The sequence below is a fragment of the Weizmannia acidilactici genome (genome assembly GCF_008974225.1).
Classification (GTDB): Bacteria; Bacillota; Bacilli; order Bacillales; family Bacillaceae_C; genus Weizmannia; species Weizmannia acidilactici.
The window spans coordinates 41,574-58,687 of the sequence record NZ_BKZR01000008.1; the positions used below are offsets into that span (position 1 = coordinate 41,574).

Below are 17,114 nucleotides of genomic sequence, written 5' to 3' on the forward strand. Positions count from 1 at the left end.
GGGGTGAACATGAAAAGAAAATGGAAACTGTCAAACCTTTATCTGATCTTCGTCTTTATTGTCCTTTACGCGCCGATTTTCTACTTAATGTACTATTCATTTAATAAGGCCGGCAATATGCATGATTTTACCGGCTTCACCTGGGAATGGTATAAAGAAGTGTTCCACGATACAAGGCTGATGATTATTGTCATCAATACGCTTGTCATTGCGCTTCTTGCTTCCGCGATTTCGACCGTCATCGGCGTGATGGGGGCCCTCGCCATCCGCTTTGTGAAAAGAAGAAGGACGAAAAACACGCTGCTGTCTTTCAATAATGTGCTCATTGTCAGCCCGGATGTCATTATCGGCGCATCTTTCCTGATTTTGTTTACGATTGCGGGGATCAAGCTTGGGTTTACATCCGTTTTGATTTCGCACATCGCTTTTTGCATCCCGATTGTGGTGCTGATGGTGCTGCCGAAATTGCAGGAAATGAGCCCGACTTTGATCGATGCGGCGCGCGACCTCGGGGCAAGCCAGTGGGACGTGTTGTCAAAAGTCATTCTCCCGTATATTACACCGGGGATTTTTGCCGGCTTTTTCATGGCCCTGACGTATTCGCTCGATGATTTTGCCGTCACTTTTTTCGTCACGGGCAACGGCTACTCCACGCTTTCCGTTGAAATTTATTCGCGGGCGCGCCAGGGGATTTCGCTGACAATCAATGCATTGTCGACGCTGCTCTTTTTCTTCTCCATAATCCTTGTGATCGGGTACTACCTGATTAATCAGCGTCAGGCCCGCACAAACGGAATGGGGGTAAGAAAATGAAACAATTGGTGCGCGCTTTCGCCGCGGTTCTCGTTGTCGCGCTTGCCTTGCAGTTTCTCACGGTCCGCTTGAACAAAACGGAAGGCTACGCCGGCGGCAACACTTTGACGATTTATAACTGGGGGGACTATATCGACCCGGCTTTGATCAAAAAATTTGAAAAGCAGACCGGCATCAAAGTCATCTACCAAACTTTCGATTCCAACGAAGCGATGATGACAAAAATTTCTCAGGGCGGCACGACGTTTGATGTTGCGGTCCCGTCTGAATATATGATAGAGAAAATGAAAAAAGAGCACCTTTTAATCCCGCTCGACCATTCTAAATTGCCAAACTTAAAGTATATTGACCCGCGGTTTCTCAATTTATCGTTTGACCCGGGAAATAAGTATTCCGTTCCTTACTTCTGGGGCACGGTCGGGATTGTGTACAATTCGAGCATGCTGGGCGGCAAAAAAATCACAAGCTGGAATGATTTGTGGGACAAAGATTTGAAAAATGAGATCCTGCTTGTGGACGGCGCCCGCGAAGTGATAGGCATGGGCCTCAACAGCCTGCACTACTCGCTGAACGATACAAATGAAAAACATTTGGAGCAGGCAAAAGCGAAACTTGATCGTCTGATGCCGAATGTGAAGGCGATCGTCGGCGATGAAATCAAGATGCTTTTGGCAAACGAGGAAGCTTCGATCGGCGTCGTATGGTCCGGCGATGCGGCAGAGATCATGTCGGAAAACAAAAAACTGAACTATGTCGTGCCAAGCGAAGGCTCGAATCTTTGGTTTGACAATATGGTCATTCCGAAAACAGCGAAAAATGTGGACGGTGCCCTCAGGTTCATCAATTTTATGCTTGACCCGGAAAATGCCGCGCAAAATGCTGAGTATGTCGGCTACTCGACGCCGAACAAAGCGGCGCTCAAGCTCCTGCCGAAATCGATCGCAGGCGATAAGCGCTTCTACCCGGACGTGGCGATGACGAAAAAGCTGGAAGTATACAAAAACCTCGGCAAAAAAAATCTCGCCCGGTACAACGAGCTCTTTTTGGAGTTTAAAATGCATACAAAATAAAGAAGCTGTCCCGCAAAGAGCGGGGCAGTTTTTTTAGAGGGGTACCGGGAGCGGCTGGGGCTGGAGGACGGTTACAGGAAAAAGACAATAGCCGGGAAATCCGCGGCCGGAATGTCTCAAAGAAGAGCCCAATTAGACAAATGACAGGAGGACCGCGGTAGAAATGTCTAATAGAGGGTCCAAATTAGACAAAAGTCGGAGGAGCCGGAACCGAAATGTCTCATAGAGGGTCCTAATTAGACATTTCAAGCCAGCCAATGTAGCAACCTTCCAAATTAAATCCGGCCCCCAACCATCCTGTCTTGAGTCGGCACCGCCCCTCATTACGCCCTTCTTTTTTCCATATCAATATACAAATTCCGGTAAGCTTTCGATTCGGAGTGCATGCCGAGCTCATGGTAGATTTTTGACAGCCATTTGACCGGATTCGGATCGTTCCCCTTTAATTCCATTTCCCAGCTGAAACATTCAATCGCTTTTTCATACTGCCCAAACTCAAAGTATAGTTCCCCGAGTGCCGATTGACGGTCGGGGTCGTCGGCCATTCCGTGCATTTGTTCCACTTTCCGGATTACCGGCAAAGCTCCAAGCGCCTGTTTAAACGGAAGAAGCCATTCTTTTATATAAGAAGTATCCCGGTTCCGGAACAGATGGGTTATACATTTTTCCAGGAATGTTTCCGCCTGTGCAGGGTGCCCGGCAAAGAACGGGGCAAGCCGGTTCAGCGGTTCAATGTCAACATCACCTTCATCCAAATTCCATGATGCGAGCATTTTCCAGATTTTTTCGGCTTGTTCCCCGCCAAGCTGCACTTGTGGATCGAGGACCATTGGGATCAATTTCTCCGGCTGTTTCATTTTTAGATAATATTCCAGCAAATCTTCCTGCAGCGGTTGGTAATGGGGTGCGCGGGAATAGAGGTTTTCCAGCACGGCCATTTTATCCTGTACTGCCAAATGCCCGTCCAGCAGATCCAGCAGGGCGGAGTAACCGGAATCCGATGGCGCCTGTTCCATTTTCCGGATCCACAATACGGTTTCATCCAGCCAGCGGTTTTGTGAACGGAGCAGATTAACCAGCTTTTGAAAAGACGCTTCGTCATTCATTTCCTTATACAATATTTTTTCGGCATAGAGGCTGTCTTTTTGGATCAGTTCTGGTGAGACCGTTCGGTACAGTTTTTCATATTTAATCAAGTTCAAATCGCGGGAAATTTGTTTGACCCAGCTTTGCTTCGGCGCAAAGTCCGTTAAAATGCGGAGAATGCGGGCGCATTGCAGCAATTGCCCGTTGCGGCGGTATTCATAAAAAATGGACTGGATATATTCAAACAGCTTCCGTTTTGGGACAAATGATTCAAAAAATGTGGCAATCAAAGCAGTTTCATGGGGTGTAAACAATTTCTCAATTTTTCCTGTGAGGTGGTCAAAACTGATTTTCTTAAAGTTGCGGTTTGCCTGGAAAAGAATGCGGATCAGCGGATCAGGTGCTTTAAACACGATGCCGTCCCGGAAAGCGTGGGCCAAAATAGAGCCTCTTTTGATTTTCGTTGTCGGCATGGCGTTTAAATACTGGTTCCGGTAAAAAAAGAGGTACCACAACCGGCCGTCATCCCCTGAAACCTCGACGATTTTTCCCTGTAAAAAAACGGCCATCCTTTCGATCTCCGCCTGAACGGTGTGCTTATGGTCCATAATGGTCAATTGGGCTGCCATAAAATCCCCTCCTCGATAGTTTGATTATAACATATAAAAAGGGAAAACATGTGGCAGGGTTTTAAGGCGTATGTGTCAAGTTTTTCTCGACATCGTTTAAAAATCAGTGATTTCCAGACACTCTCGTATAATAAGTTTCGATCCTACTAAATGAGTCAATTTCCAGTTGAATGATTGTTCTTTGACAAGTGAATCTTTGATGTTTTCGGGGCGAGCCCCGAAAACATCAATTTGGGACTTGGGCGTTTCGTGATGTTCCTAGATAATGGTCTTAGGATCATTTGGGTTAACGCTGAGAACACTCTGTAGCTTTGACTACTTAAAAAGTCTGCGCCCCCAGGTTTTTGCCCGACCTTCTAACCCGTAGGCTGTTCCTCCGGTGAACACTTTTTGTACACTTTTGGCTACCGCGCTTTGCTTGCTTCTCTGGATAAGGGCAATCCAAAAAGCCTTTAAACCGGGAATATGGGCACCTCTTTTTGATGATCGCGAAATTTACTCGCTTTCCGCAAGCGTCGCGAGCCTCCTCGCTTGTCCTTCAAACACACTGGGTCTCTTCTTGCTCGCTTTTCCCGCAGGAGTCTCAGGAATTAGCGATCATCATGTATTCTCAGCCTTTTAAAGGATTTTGGGATTGCCCCTTATCCAGGTGAAGATATGAAAACCTAAAAATCTTGCTCAAATTCCCTATTGCCGATGAAGTGCTTGTATACAGGCTGATCGATCCCTATTTTTCCCTCGAGAAATATTTTACACATACTTTGAAGACACACTGAAGATCAGGGCGTATGGCTGCAAAAAAGTTTACAAAATAAAGATGAATAATAACACCAATTTGCAAGAAACCTTTACGATTAGGCCAAAAGGGTCCAAGGGAAATCCGCCTTCCAGTGTGTGAATGGGCAGGAATAAAATGCAGGTTGTAACAATATCTTACAATGCTAAATTTTTAATAATTTAATTATATTTTTATATTGATTAATTTTCAGTTAAAAGTATAATAGAAAATGTAATCATACTAATTTACTAGGAGGATACTACATGAGCATCTTTAAGACTAAAGCAATCACTCGTCTTGTAGAAGAAACGCAGGGCAAACAAGGGCTGAAAAAAGCGCTTAGCTCATTGGACCTTACATTGCTGGGAATCGGCGCCATTATCGGGACGGGTATTTTCGTCTTGACCGGTGTGGCTGCGGCGAACTATTCAGGGCCGGCACTCGTCATTTCCTTTATTTTATCCGGCCTCGCCTGCGCATTTGCCGCTCTTTGTTATGCGGAATTTGCGGCAATGGTGCCGGTAGCGGGAAGTGCTTATACTTACGGGTATGCGGCGCTCGGCGAGTTTTGGGCATGGGTGATCGGCTGGGATTTGATCCTGGAATACGGCGTTGGGGTTGCGACCGTTGCGATCGGCTGGTCCGGTTACGCGGTAAACCTGCTGAATAACATCGGCATCCACCTGCCAAAAGCACTGACGCTTGCACCGATGGACGGCGGCATCGTAAATCTGCCGGCAATCCTGATCATCGGCTTGATTGCATTGCTCCTGATTTCGGGCGTTAAAGAGACATCGCGTTTAAACGGCCTGATCGTCGGCATTAAAGTCGCAGTTGTATTATTGTTCATTGTACTGGCAGTCGGACATGTCAAACCGGTGAACTGGCATCCGTTCATGCCGTTCGGTTTCAAAGGCGTGATTTCCGGTGCCGCAGTGATTTTCTTTGCCTACATCGGATTTGACGCGGTATCGACAGCCGCGGAAGAAACGCGCAATCCGCAAAAGGATATGCCGCGCGGAATTTTGTATTCGCTGTTGATCTGTACGGTTCTGTATATCGTTGTTTCTGCCATTTTAACCGGGGTTGTAAAATTCAGTATTTTCAGCAAACCGGAAGCTGCTTCTGCCCCTGTTGCTTATGCGCTGCAGCAAATCGGCATCCACTGGGGAGCGGCACTTGTTTCCGTCGGGGCGATCTGCGGGATCACTTCCGTACTGCTTGTGATGATGTACGGGCAGACACGCGTATTATTTGCAATGTCACGCGACGGGCTTTTACCTAAAGTTTTCGGAAAAGTCAGTGAAAAACATAAAACGCCGGCAACTTCCACTATTCTTGTTGCGATTGTAACGGCTGTGACTGCAGGTTTTCTGCCAATCAATATCGTTTCAGAACTGACCAATATCGGTACTTTGGTTGCGTTCGTCATCGTATGCGCGGCTGTGATCGTTCTCCGCTACAAGCGCCCGGATCTTGAACGCCCGTTTAAAACGCCGTTCGTTCCGGTTGTTCCGGTCCTGGGGATTCTGGCCTGCGGCACATTGATTGCGGGGCTCCAGCCGGCAACGCTGATCCGCTTCGTTGTCTGGTTTGCAATCGGCATGGTCGTTTACTTCGCATATGGCTACAGGCACAGCGCACTGCAGCTTGAAACAAAAAAATCAGCTTGAATAGAAAATCAATAATAAAAAATGGACAGCCTGTGTGGGCTGTCCGTTTTACTGGTGCGCCTGGCATGGCTGCACGCTATAGGGTGAAAGTCCCGAATCGTGAAGGCAGTAGTAGCGATAGCTAACGCAAGGGTGTCCGTAGTGATGCGGAATCTGAAGGAAGCGGGCGGCAAACCTCCGATTCTTGAGGAACACGAACCTCATATAAGGCTAGGTATTACTGGATGAGCTTACCAGACAAAGCAAAGTCCATACTGCCAAAGGTGATATAGAGTAAATGAGGCAGATAGGTGGAGGGAAATAGTCTTACCCGGTGATTGAAACGCCGACTCAGTTGGTAACCAGTCTAGTGATAGATTGATGAACAATCAGAAGTCAGCAGAGGTCATCGTACAAATAAGGTAGCTCCTCATTTGGAAGGACTGAACTGAACCATGTTCAATGAAGCAGATAATCCAAAGATGGACTTACTCAGTGGACAGAAACGGTGAATTTCGTGGGAGACATTGAGAGGGCTGAGAACTAAAGTGGTTTAAGGAGAGACAGAAAAGCATAACGGACAGTGAGACTACCCGACTGACTTCATGGAACTGCCGTATACGGAACCGTACGTGCGGTGGTGTGAGAGGACGGAGGTTAGTTATCTCCTCCTACTCGATTTTTTTTTGCAGTTTTTTTCCATTTGGTATGAAGTATGGTGAATATAATACAGATTAAACACCCCCCGATTGCGCAAATGCGTTCACTGCAATCGGGGGGGTGTTCACCTATCATTCACCACAAGATAAGCCGCTTTTACCGGGCCGTGGACGCCGACAATGAGGTTCATTTCGATATCGGCGGAGTTGCTTGGCCCCGTAATAAAATTAATGCAAGACGGAACCGTTTCGCCGTTTTTGATTTTCTCACGGATTTGGATGGCGGCCTGCGTCATGCGCGGCACAATCGTACTTTTCGGCACAATTGCGATGTACGTTTTCGGCAGAAGGCTCACCGACCGGCCGCGTTCCTTGCTGCTGAACAGGACGACCGTGCCCGATTCGGCGAGTGTAATATCACTGAACGTAATGCCGACATTCGCCTTCTCGCAAAGTTTGATATTTTTTTCGCCGATGGCCGGGTCCCACACATGCACATCCATCCCCATCTTTGGCCAGCCTTCTTGAATCAGCGGGGTTAAGCCGAATGTTTCGAACCGCTGATCATCCCAAAGCGAAACCGGCCCGCCGCCGTACAGTTCAACTACTTCATTCAGTTTTCCCGGCAAAGCCTTTACATCTGTTTCAAAAAAATCGACGTGGACGTTGAGCGACTGCTGCCTTAAAACTTCAAGCAGTTCTTCTTTGCTGGCCTGCGGCAACACTTCATATTGCGGCTTGTGCTTGTAATCCGGGCGTTTTACACCTGAAGCCATTGGTTTTCTGCCGAGCTTGCCTGCAATGTTCGCTAAAAATGCGTCCCGATTTTGGATGGTTCCGTTCATTTTGCTTGCCTCCTTACCCCCTTATTGATTTTCTTTTTTGCGTTTTTCAAACCAGTCGCGAAACGTTTCTTTGTTCGGCGCAGGGAAATCGCGCACATCGGTCCAAGGTTTCATCGGCCCCGGTCCTTTATGGATCGTATCATCCTTCAAAAGCGGGCGGACGACTTTAGAAGCAACTTTTGCCCCCATGCCGTAAAGCCCCGGTTTCGAAGCGCCGATTCCAAACGCCTTCATGAGCAGCCTTTCTGCAACCGGCGAACGTTTTTCTTTTTCCGCGATCACTTGGCGGTGTTTAATCAGCAGCTCGTGCAGCGGGATTTTGACCGGGCAGACTTCCGTGCAGGCGCCGCAAAGCGATGAAGCGTACGGGAGTTCTTTGTAGTTGTCGTAGCCGCCGAGCAGCGGGCTTAATACCGCGCCGATCGGGCCCGGATAAATCGAACCGTACGAATGGCCGCCGATATTCCGGTAGACCGGACAGACGTTGATGCAGGCCGCACAACGGATGCACTGCAGCACCGGCTGGAATTCGGTGCCGAGAATATCGGAACGCCCGTTGTCCACAATGACGAGATGGAATTCTTCCGGACCGTCGACATCGCCTTCTTCTTTCGGACCGGTAATTGTCGTAATATAGCTCGTCAGCCGCTGCCCGACCGCGCTTCTTGTCAGCAGGCTTACCAAAACCTCAAATTCTTCAAAAGTCGGGACAAGCCGTTCCATTCCCATGACGGCGATTTGCGTTTTCGGGAGCGTCGTGACCATGTCGGCATTCCCTTCATTCGTGACAAGGCCGACAGAACCGCTTTCGGCAATCGCAAAATTGCATCCCGTAATGCCGACTTCAGCGGATAAAAATTCTTTGCGCAGCACCTCACGCGCAAATTGGGCAAGTTCTTCCGGCTTTTCCGTCCCCGTGTAGCCCAACCGGTCCCTGAACACGTCCCGGATCTGTTCTTTGTTTTTATGTAAGGCAGGCGCGACGATGTGGGAAGGGTGGTCCTGCCCGACCTGTAAAATGTATTCGCCGAGGTCGGATTCCACCACAGTGCAACCCGCTTCCTGGAGGTATTCATTCAAGCCGATTTCTTCTGTCACCATCGACTTCGATTTAATCACTTTTTTCGCGTTCTTTTTTTGCACGACTTCTTTGATATATTGGCTTGCCTCATCAGCGGTCTGCGCAAAAAACACATGGCCTCCGCGTTTCGAAACATTTTCGCTTAATTGATAGAGATAATAGTCCAGATGGTTTAAGACGTGCTGGCGGATTTCTTCGCCGAGCGAGCGCCATTCTTCCCAGTTCCCCAGTTCATTGGCAGCCGCCAGCCGGTTTGTCTGGAGCCGCTCCTGGGCACTTCGGACGGCGCCCCGCATAAAATCGTCCCGGATGCCTTCTTCCACTCTACTTTTAAACTTTTGGTCACTGATCGATAAACCCATTTGTTTCACCCCTTTACCGTGTTTTTTCAATCCCTGCTGTTCAAGACTTCGGCAATATGCATGATTTTAATCGGTTTCCCTTTTCGCTGCATCCGGCCGCCGACGTTCATTAAACAGCCGCAGTCGCCGCCGATTAAATAGTCCGCGCCCGTTTCCTCAACATGTTCCACTTTTTCATCGACCATTTGCTCGGAGATTTCGCTCATTTTTACGGAGAATGTGCCGCCGAATCCGCAGCATGTCAACGCGTTTGGCAGTGGGACAAATTCAAGGCCGCGTACATGTTTTAATAGTCTCATAGGCGCATCTTTCACGCCGAGCAGGCGCGTCATATGGCATGAAGGATGGTACGTGGCTTTGCCGTGCAGGCTTGCCCCGACATCTTCGACTTTTAAAACATCCACAAGGAACTGCGTAAATTCATACGTTTTTTCCGCCAATGCTTTCGCTTTCGGCTCCCATTCCGGGTCTCCCGCGAAAATTTTCGGATATTCTTTGAACATATACGCGCACGAGCCCGACGGTGAAACAACATAATCGGCGTCTTCAAACGTTCTCATCATTTGTTTCATCGCAGGCTTTGTGTCTTCCAAATAGCCGCTATTGTAGGACGGCTGCCCGCAGCAGATCTGGCCTTTTGGAAAATCGACTTCACAGCCCTGCCTTTCCAGCACTTCCACCATTGCTTTCCCGACATCCGCTTTAAACATATCGACAAGACAAGTGATGAACAAACTCACTTTCACAGTTTTCACCTTCTTAAAAATTAGATAAATCATCAGATGATCGGATTTATATTATTATACTCCTTATAGTGAAAACTTGTCAATGAAAGAGTTTGCAAGAAATGAAACCCTTTTCTTTTTATTTTACCGTTTGAGAAAGTCTTTACCACTGAAAAACATTATACAATAATTTAAAAAATTTACATTTTTCGATTGCAACCTTAACATAAAAGCATAAATGCTTTTTACGGAGGGGGTGGAACTATGGTGACGTTGGAAAAACTTGTTGAACTGCCCGCCTTCAGCCGGATTGCGCTTGTTGCCGGGAAAGCGGGGATCAGCCGGGCGGTGGCGGGGGTCAATGTGACGGAGAGTGTGGACTGGGCGCAATTTTTCAAGCCGAACGAGCTGCTTGTCACGACTGGGATCAGCATGGCAAATGATCCGGAAAAATTAACGGAGATGGTCAAATTTGCTTTCCAGCGGCATGCGGCTGGGATCGTCATCAATACGGGCCCTTATATTCCGGAAATTCCGCTTAAGGTCTTTCAGTTCGCCGATGTGCATCATTTCCCTGTTTTTCAAATGCCTTGGGAACTCAGGGTTGCCGATTTGATCAAAATCACGGTGCAGTTTTTGATGATGGAACAACACAGGCAGACCCTCGCACAGCAAACCCTCGTGGAACTGCTTTTCAATCCGGGGTTGGATAAGGAGCATATCCAGAACTAACTTTCCAAATTCGGTTTCGGGAAAAATGCGGATTACGGCATCATTGTATGCACCCAAAGAGATATGGAGCAGCCGGATATGCTGCCGTTTGCGCAAACGATTGAACGCTTTAAAAGCAGGAATTCTGCAAACGCTCGGGTCAGACCAGTTCTCTTTTAACTTTAACGGAAAAAAACAGCTCGGGCGCAATTATTTTTCGAAAATTTCGAACGTCGGACCGTTTATTGAAGACCGGATCAGCATTCTCTTTTCTGAAGGTGTGAAAAAAGGCATCCTGACGTTAAACCGGTTTGTCGATATTGTTTCCACCCAGCCGGCGAAACTGTTCGGCTTGTTCCCGGAGAAAGGAACGATTGCAGTAGGGGCAGATGCGGACCTGGTGATTTTTGATCCGGAAGTGAAGCGTGTGATTTCCGCGAGAACCCATCATATGAACGTAGACTACAGCGCATTTGAAGGGATGGAAATTATCGGGGAGCCGGTCTCCGTTTTATGCCGCGGAAATTTCGTTATCAAAGACAAACAGTTTGTCGGTGAACCGGGGAGCGGAAAATATCTCAAACGGAAAAAATTCAATGAAGGCATTTTACAGTTCCCGGCTGCAGCCACTGTATAAAGGAGGAGGTTCATGCGCGAATCAGAATTATTTAAACAAGAAAAATCCGAGATTGACATCTGCTCGAAAATGGATTTAAAATTTCGAAAGCGGTGGAAGATGTGTATGGGTCCGCTGTCACCTTTACAAAAAATAAAGGTTTTTCAATACTGCCGTACGCCGGAAGGAAGAAAATATTTTCCGCTAAAAATGTGATTGCAGGAATTAGAGGGAGCTGTCCCAAAAGTCAGTAGATTGACCAGTGGGCACCCCTTTTTTTATGTAAGGTAATGTTATCTGAGAATGTTGATGATCGCGAAATTCAATCGCTTTCCGCACGTGCCGAGAGCCTCCTCGCTCGTCCCTCAGCACGAGGGGTCTCTTCTTGCTCGCTTTTCCCGCAGGAGTCTCGTGAATTTTGCGATCATCAACGAGTCATATACAGAGAAAATGTAAAAAAACCGCCTTTCCATTATGATGCAAACATTGAATGCCCGACAGCCTGGTGCTGCCGGGCTTTTCTACGGTGCGCCTAGCATGGCTGCACGCTATAGGGTGAAAGTCCCGAAACGCGAAGGCAGTAGTAGCGATAGCCTAACGCAAGGGTGTTCGTAGTGATGCGGAATCTGAAGGAAGCGGGCGGCAAACCTCCGATTCTTGAGGAACATGAACCTCATACAAGGCTAGGTATCATTGGATGAGCTTGCGTAACAAAGCAAAGTCCGTACTGCCAAAGGTGATACAGCGTAAATGAGGCAGATAGGTGGAGGGAAAGAGTGCAGTCTTACCCAGGGAGGTCTGACTGATATGCCGACTCAGTTGGTAACTAACCTAGTGATAGGTTATTGAACAGTCAGAAGTCAGCAGAGGTCATAGTACAAATAAGGTAGTTCCTCATTTGGAAGGACTGAACCATGAAGGAGTGTGGAATAAACTCGAATTTCACTTTGTTCAATGAAGCAGACAATCCAAAGATGGACTTACTCAGTGGATAGAAACGGTGAATTCCGTGGGAGACATTGAGAGGGCTGAGAACTAAAGTGGTTTAAGGAGAGACAGAAAAGCATAACGGATAGTGAGATACCAAATCACTATCCGACTGACTTCATGGAACCGCCGTATACGGAACCGTACGTACGGTGGTGTGAGAGGACGGAGGTTAGTCACCTCCTCCTACTTGATTGCCATATAACGGAAAAATCCCCATATATTATTTATCCAATTAGCAATTTACCATTTTATCAAACTAAAGATATGCGTTAAAATAATATCATGAATTGAAATGAGAACAATCTAGAAGGTGGACATAAATGGATAAAAAATGGGGTTTATGGACGTTAACAATGTTTGTCGTAGGAAATATGGTGGGCGGTGGGATCTTTATGCTGCCGGCGAACCTGGCGCAAGTTTCGGGCGTACTCGGTTCGACGTTGGCATGGCTGCTGACCGGGTTCGGCGTCTTGACGATCGCGCTTGTGTTCGGAAATCTGGCAATCCGCAAACCGGAATTAAAAGCAGGGCCGCAAAGCTATGCCCAATCATTGTTTAAATCGAAAAAAGCGGGCAGAATCGCCGGCTACAGCATGGCATGGGGCTACTGGGCGGCCAACTGGGCTGCCACTGCTTCCGTCATCATTTCGTTTGCCGGCTATTTGACGACCTTTTTCCCGATCATGCAGAGCACGAAAATCATGGTTTCGATCGGATCTTTCCAATTGGAAACTGGGAAATTCCTGACATTCGTTGTATGTACGGCGATGCTGTGGGGCATCCAGTGGATTCTCGCCCAAAATTTTAACAGCGGCGGGAAAATGAACCTCGTTGCAACGGTGACAAAAGTGCTCGGCTTTATGATGTTCATTGTCATCACGGTCTTTGCCTTTGATGACGCCAACTTCGGCAATGCGAAAGCTTTCGTGGATGCAAAGGGTAACGCCGTTCCGCTCGGCGGCCAGATCAATGGCGCGGCGATCTCGACATTATGGGCATTTGTCGGCATTGAGTCGGCCGTCATGCTTTCCAACCGCGCGAAATCGCAAAAAGATGTAAAAAAAGCAACACTGCTCGGCCTGCTCATTTCGATGCTCATTTATGTCGGCATTACGCTGCTTACGATGGGAGCCTTGTCTCAAGCTGAACTGCGCGCATCGCAAAAACCGCTTGTCGATGCGCTCGGGCAGGTACTCGGTGCAAACGGCCAGTATATTTTGGCGGCATTGGCGCTGATCTCGCTGTTCGGTTCAACGGTCGGCTGGATTATTGTCAGCTCCGAAGTGCCGTACCAGGCGGCGAAAGCCGGGCTGTTCCCGGAACTTTTCGGAAAAAGCAATGGCAAAGGCTCGCCGGTCCGTTCACTAACCGTAACGAATATCATGACGCAAATCTTCTTATTCTCCACCGTTTCCGGTACGATTTCGGAGGCATATGATTTTGCGATTGTTGTGGCGACATTGGCATACTTGATCCCGTACCTCGTTTCGGTCATATACCAGTTCAAACTGGTTCTGACCGGGGAAACGTATACGACTTTGCGCACCCGCATAACAGATGGTATCATGACCGCGATGGCGCTTGTTTATTCAGTGTGGGTGATTATCACCGGCACTGCCGATTTAAATACGTTCTTCCTCGGCATCGGGCTGTTTATCGTAGGATTGGTTTTGTACCCGGTTCTGATGAGGGAAAACATGGCATTGAAAGAAGTGTTGAATTAACAAAAAGTAAGGAAACCCGTCGGGAAGACAATACTTCTCGACGGATTTCCTTCGATTCGGACATAGGATTGAAAATTCAATAAATTTCTGCGGATCCTTCGATTTTAGTAAAGGGGCGGAGGATCTTTTTCTTTTCGCTGATTTCTCGTACGGTTCAGCTGATTTTATTGGTCTTCCCGCTGATTTCTTGGGGAAATTCGCCGATTTTTTCAATGTTTTCGCTGATTCCTCTAAAATGAGTACGCTGACCGGCTGCTGTTTTAAGTTTCACCGCCGGTTTTTCAACTATTTTCTAATAGAGATGCGGCTATCATTTCTTTTTTTCTACTTTTCGCCGATTTCTTGTACCTTTCCGCTGATTTTTTCGAACCTTCCGCTGATTTCCAAGGAATGTCCGCCGATATTTCCGGAGTTTCCGCTGATTCCGGAAAAAGAGAGGAGGAGAACGGCCGGAGTTTCAGACTATAACGCCGTTTCTAGGGGAAATCTTGCAAAAGTTCAGTGCCGCTTCCTCCTTTTTTTTGCCCAGCGCCGATTATTTGTGCGTTTTCGCTGATTTATTGGCCTTTTCGCTGATTTTTTGAGGAGATTCGCCGATTTCCCTCTAGTTTTCGCTGATTCCTCTAAAATGAGTACGCTGACTGGCTGCTGTTTCAAGTTTCACCGCCGGTTTTTCAACTATTTTCTAATAGAGATGCGGCTATCATTTCTTTTTTTCTACTTTTCGCCGATTTCTTGTACCTTTCCGCTAATTTTTCGAACCTTCCGCTGATTTCCAAGGAATGTCCGCCGATATTTCCGGAGTTTCCGCTGATTCCGGAAAAAGAGAGGAGGAGAACGGCCGGAGTTTCAGACTATAACGCCGTTTCTAGGGGAAATCTTGCAAAAGTTCAGTGCCGCTTCCTCCTTTTTTTTTGCCCAGCGCCGATTATTTGTGCGGCACCGCCGATTTAATAGGTCTTCCCGCTGATTACTTGAGGAAGTCCGCCAATTTCCCTCTAGTTTCCGCTTATTCCGCAAAGCCGAAAAGAAAAAATCATCGCAGTTTCAGACGCCGCCATCATTCAAACCGCATTTAAAAAAGGATGCCGCCCAAAAGGGGACATCCTTCCGCATTACAAACACATTTTTAAAATCTCGTAAACATCTTCTTTAGTAAGTTTTGTGAAGTTGCCGATCGGGCCGAATGGCAGGGCTTTTTCCGCCATGACATCAAGTTTGTCATCCCCGATATTGTAATCGGCAAGGCGGCTTGGTGCGCCAATTTCGTTAAAGAAAGCGCGGACCGCATCGATGCCGGCCAAAGCAACTTCTTCATCCGTTTTCCCTTCCGGATCCACGCCCCACACTTCCACAGCAAACCGTTTGAAACGCGGGACATTTTCTTTATAAACGTACTTCATCCAGTTCGGGAAGATGATCGCAAGGCCGCCGCCGTGCGGAATATCGTAAACGGCGCTGACCGCATGCTCGATCGAGTGCGTCGCCCAGTCCGTTTCAACGCCGGTGGCCAGCAGACCGTTCAGCGCAAATGTCGAACTCAGCATCAAGTTGGCGCGCGCATCATAATCTTCAAGGTTTTGGAGCACTTTGCGCGCATTTTCAATGACCGTTTTCATGATTGTTTCTGCAAAACCGGTTTGCAACGGGATTTCTTTCGTATGGGAGAAATATTGTTCAAACACATGCGAAAGCGTATCTGAAATGCCGTAAACGGTTTGGTTTTTCGGTACGGTGAACGTATTTTCCGGATCAAGGATCGAGAAGGTCGGGAACGTCATGCCTGCCCCGTGTTTCTGCTTCGTTTCCCAATTGGTGACGACGGAGCCCCGGTTCATTTCCGACCCGGTTGCCGCCAACGTGAGCACCGTACCGAGCGGGAGGGCCTTTTCGGCTTTCGCTTTTCTTTCATAAAAATCCCACACATCGCCGTCATACAGGGCGCCCACCGCAATCGCTTTGGAGCAGTCGATGACGCTGCCGCCGCCGACAGCCAAAATCCAATCGAGTTCGTTTTCGCGGATGATGGAAATCCCCTTTTTGACCGTCGACAGGCGCGGGTTCGGCTCAACGCCGGCCAGTTCCAGCACATTGCAGCCTTTCTTTTGGAAGATAGCCTGCAGTTTGTCATAAAGCCCTGAACGTTTGATGCTGCCACCGCCGTACACAAGCAAAATCCGCTTGCCGAGCTGGTCGATTTTCTCTTCCAGCTTATTCAGCTGCCCTTTTCCGAAAATCAATTCAGTCGGATTGTAAAATGTAAATGGGTTCATGCAACAACCTTCTTTCCTTTGCGTTTTACAGACAGATTGTACCACATTTTAGGATGCATCAATTAATTTAAAGGCTTGCATGGTGAAGACAGAATCCCGTGGTAAAATAGAAAAAAACGGAAGTGATACGATGGAAAGTGAACGGTTGAAAATTTTTGATGAAAATGGTGCGGAAATCGGGACGGCAACTCGCGCGGAAGTCCACAAGAAAGGGCTGTGGCACGAAACCTTCCACCTGTGGCTGATCGGTCAGGAAAAAGGGGCTGCACACATTTATTTCCAAATCCGCAGCCCGCAGAAAAAAGATTTCCCGAATAAGCTCGACATTACGGCAGCAGGGCATTTGCTTGCGCATGAAAGCGTGGAAGACGGCATACGGGAAGTGAAAGAAGAACTGGGGCTGGATCTCTCCATGGATTCGCTGGTCCCGGTTGGAACCATTCCGAACGTGACGGAAAGGGAAGGCTTTATTGACCGTGAAATATGTCATATTTTCTTACATAAATGGTCAGGGGAAGTGGAAGATTTCCGGCTGCAAAAGGAAGAAGTAGCAGGAATCGTAAAAGCCAGCCTTGAAGAATTTGCCGCTTACTGCGAAAGAAAAATCCGCTCCCTGCATGTCGAAGGGTTTATGATCGATGAAACCGGGCGGCGGCATCCGGTGCAAAAATTCGTACAGCCGGGAGATTTTGCCCCGCACGAATCCGCATATTATGCGAAATTGATAGAGGCAATTGGGAAAAATTTTTGCTAACATTAGCGTTTTTTCCAGATTCATTCATCATATTTTAATCATGATGGTCTAACATAAGATCGTCTGAAGGCTGTGCGGTTCCGCGGACTCTGGCTGCCGTTTCGGCAAGGGTCGGGCCGGTGGTTATGACCGCGGATCCGGGCGGCGCCGATCATTTAAGATAAAGGGCACTCGAACAGTGGTGCCCTTTTTTGCGTTTAAAATCGGTTACACAAAAGTTTGTAAGAAAACCTTACAATAAAAACAAAAATTTTTAAAAAAATTAGAGAAAAAAGTATTGAAAAATTGTCTGACATCACATATGATAATTCATATAACAAAAACAAGTTAAAAAAACTAACATAAG

General features: G+C 47.6%; 11 protein-coding genes and 1 pseudogene. 7 read left to right on the forward strand and 5 right to left on the reverse strand.

The window, feature by feature from the left end:
* The first annotated feature begins 9 nt into the window (after positions 1–9).
* Together GBH70_RS04515 and GBH70_RS04520 are read left to right on the forward strand one after the other, a co-directional pair.
* On the forward strand, positions 10–813 hold the full coding sequence (locus GBH70_RS04515; protein ID WP_151679916.1) for an ABC transporter permease: 804 nt from the start codon (positions 10–12) through the stop codon (positions 811–813).
* A complete protein-coding gene (locus GBH70_RS04520; protein ID WP_151679917.1) occupies positions 810–1,883 on the forward strand; it encodes an ABC transporter substrate-binding protein in 1,074 nt (357 codons plus the stop codon). The genes GBH70_RS04515 and GBH70_RS04520 overlap by 4 nt, the downstream gene beginning before the upstream one ends.
* A 323-nt stretch (positions 1,884–2,206) precedes the next feature.
* On the opposite strand, the gene GBH70_RS04525 is transcribed toward GBH70_RS04520, so the two are convergent.
* Positions 2,207–3,598 (reverse strand): tetratricopeptide repeat protein, encoded by a 1,392-nt coding sequence (locus GBH70_RS04525; RefSeq protein WP_151679918.1) that lies wholly within the window; start codon positions 3,596–3,598, stop codon positions 2,207–2,209.
* 1,041 nt (positions 3,599–4,639) lie between these two features.
* Here GBH70_RS04525 and bcaP point away from each other — a divergent pair.
* Positions 4,640–6,049: a branched-chain amino acid transporter BcaP gene (bcaP, locus tag GBH70_RS04530; RefSeq protein WP_151679919.1), complete on the forward strand. Its 1,410-nt coding sequence runs from the start codon at positions 4,640–4,642 to the stop codon at positions 6,047–6,049.
* Positions 6,050–6,812: 763 nt separating this feature from the next.
* Here the strand turns inward: bcaP and GBH70_RS04535 are convergent.
* Genes GBH70_RS04535 through lutA form a run of 3 tightly spaced genes read right to left on the reverse strand, consistent with a single transcriptional unit; the run spans position 6,813 to position 9,721 of the window.
* Positions 6,813–7,532: a LutC/YkgG family protein gene (locus GBH70_RS04535; RefSeq protein WP_151679920.1), complete on the reverse strand. Its 720-nt coding sequence runs from the start codon at positions 7,530–7,532 to the stop codon at positions 6,813–6,815.
* Positions 7,533–7,553: 21 nt separating this feature from the next.
* Entirely contained in the window at positions 7,554–8,975 is a 1,422-nt protein-coding gene (locus tag GBH70_RS04540; protein ID WP_151679921.1) for a LutB/LldF family L-lactate oxidation iron-sulfur protein, read from the reverse strand.
* A 26-nt stretch (positions 8,976–9,001) separates the two neighbouring features.
* The gene (gene lutA, locus GBH70_RS04545) at positions 9,002–9,721 is read right to left on the reverse strand and encodes a lactate utilization iron-sulfur protein LutA (RefSeq protein WP_151679922.1); all 720 of its coding nucleotides are present in this window, start codon (positions 9,719–9,721) and stop codon (positions 9,002–9,004) included.
* Between the two features lie 243 nt (positions 9,722–9,964).
* Between lutA and GBH70_RS04550 the strand changes: the two genes are divergently transcribed.
* The 3 genes and pseudogenes from GBH70_RS04550 to GBH70_RS04560 all read left to right on the forward strand — a co-directional run bounded on the left by GBH70_RS04550 (position 9,965) and on the right by GBH70_RS04560 (position 13,741).
* Positions 9,965–10,432 (forward strand): PucR family transcriptional regulator ligand-binding domain-containing protein, encoded by a 468-nt coding sequence (locus GBH70_RS04550; protein WP_253693476.1) that lies wholly within the window; start codon positions 9,965–9,967, stop codon positions 10,430–10,432.
* 100 nt (positions 10,433–10,532) lie between these two features.
* Positions 10,533–11,048 (forward strand): annotated as a pseudogene (locus GBH70_RS04555) (amidohydrolase family protein); the annotation flags it as partial.
* Positions 11,049–12,337: 1,289 nt separating this feature from the next.
* Positions 12,338–13,741, forward strand: a complete 1,404-nt coding sequence (locus GBH70_RS04560) for an amino acid permease (RefSeq protein ID WP_151679923.1) — start codon at positions 12,338–12,340, stop codon at positions 13,739–13,741.
* A gap of 1,115 nt (positions 13,742–14,856) precedes the next feature.
* On the opposite strand, the gene GBH70_RS04565 is transcribed toward GBH70_RS04560, so the two are convergent.
* Positions 14,857–16,014: an iron-containing alcohol dehydrogenase gene (locus GBH70_RS04565; RefSeq protein ID WP_151679924.1), complete on the reverse strand. Its 1,158-nt coding sequence runs from the start codon at positions 16,012–16,014 to the stop codon at positions 14,857–14,859.
* Between the two features lie 130 nt (positions 16,015–16,144).
* On the opposite strand from GBH70_RS04565, the gene GBH70_RS04570 reads away from it, so the two are divergent.
* The gene (locus GBH70_RS04570) at positions 16,145–16,768 is read left to right on the forward strand and encodes an NUDIX hydrolase (protein WP_151679925.1); all 624 of its coding nucleotides are present in this window, start codon (positions 16,145–16,147) and stop codon (positions 16,766–16,768) included.
* The last annotated feature ends 346 nt before the right edge of the window (positions 16,769–17,114 follow it).

What these genes read in the sequence shown, in the direction of transcription:
- GBH70_RS04515 (WP_151679916.1), top strand. Translation starts at nt 10, where the DNA reads ATGAAAAGAAAATGGAAACTGTCAAACCTTTATCTGATCTTCGTCTTT.
- GBH70_RS04520 (WP_151679917.1), top strand. Translation starts at nt 810, where the DNA reads ATGAAACAATTGGTGCGCGCTTTCGCCGCGGTTCTCGTTGTCGCGCTT.
- GBH70_RS04525 (WP_151679918.1), bottom strand. Translation starts at nt 3,598, where the DNA reads ATGGCAGCCCAATTGACCATTATGGACCATAAGCACACCGTTCAGGCG.
- bcaP (WP_151679919.1), top strand. Translation starts at nt 4,640, where the DNA reads ATGAGCATCTTTAAGACTAAAGCAATCACTCGTCTTGTAGAAGAAACG.
- GBH70_RS04535 (WP_151679920.1), bottom strand. Translation starts at nt 7,532, where the DNA reads ATGAACGGAACCATCCAAAATCGGGACGCATTTTTAGCGAACATTGCA.
- GBH70_RS04540 (WP_151679921.1), bottom strand. Translation starts at nt 8,975, where the DNA reads ATGGGTTTATCGATCAGTGACCAAAAGTTTAAAAGTAGAGTGGAAGAA.
- GBH70_RS04550 (WP_253693476.1), top strand. Translation starts at nt 9,965, where the DNA reads ATGGTGACGTTGGAAAAACTTGTTGAACTGCCCGCCTTCAGCCGGATT.
- GBH70_RS04560 (WP_151679923.1), top strand. Translation starts at nt 12,338, where the DNA reads ATGGATAAAAAATGGGGTTTATGGACGTTAACAATGTTTGTCGTAGGA.
- GBH70_RS04565 (WP_151679924.1), bottom strand. Translation starts at nt 16,014, where the DNA reads ATGAACCCATTTACATTTTACAATCCGACTGAATTGATTTTCGGAAAA.
- GBH70_RS04570 (WP_151679925.1), top strand. Translation starts at nt 16,145, where the DNA reads ATGGAAAGTGAACGGTTGAAAATTTTTGATGAAAATGGTGCGGAAATC.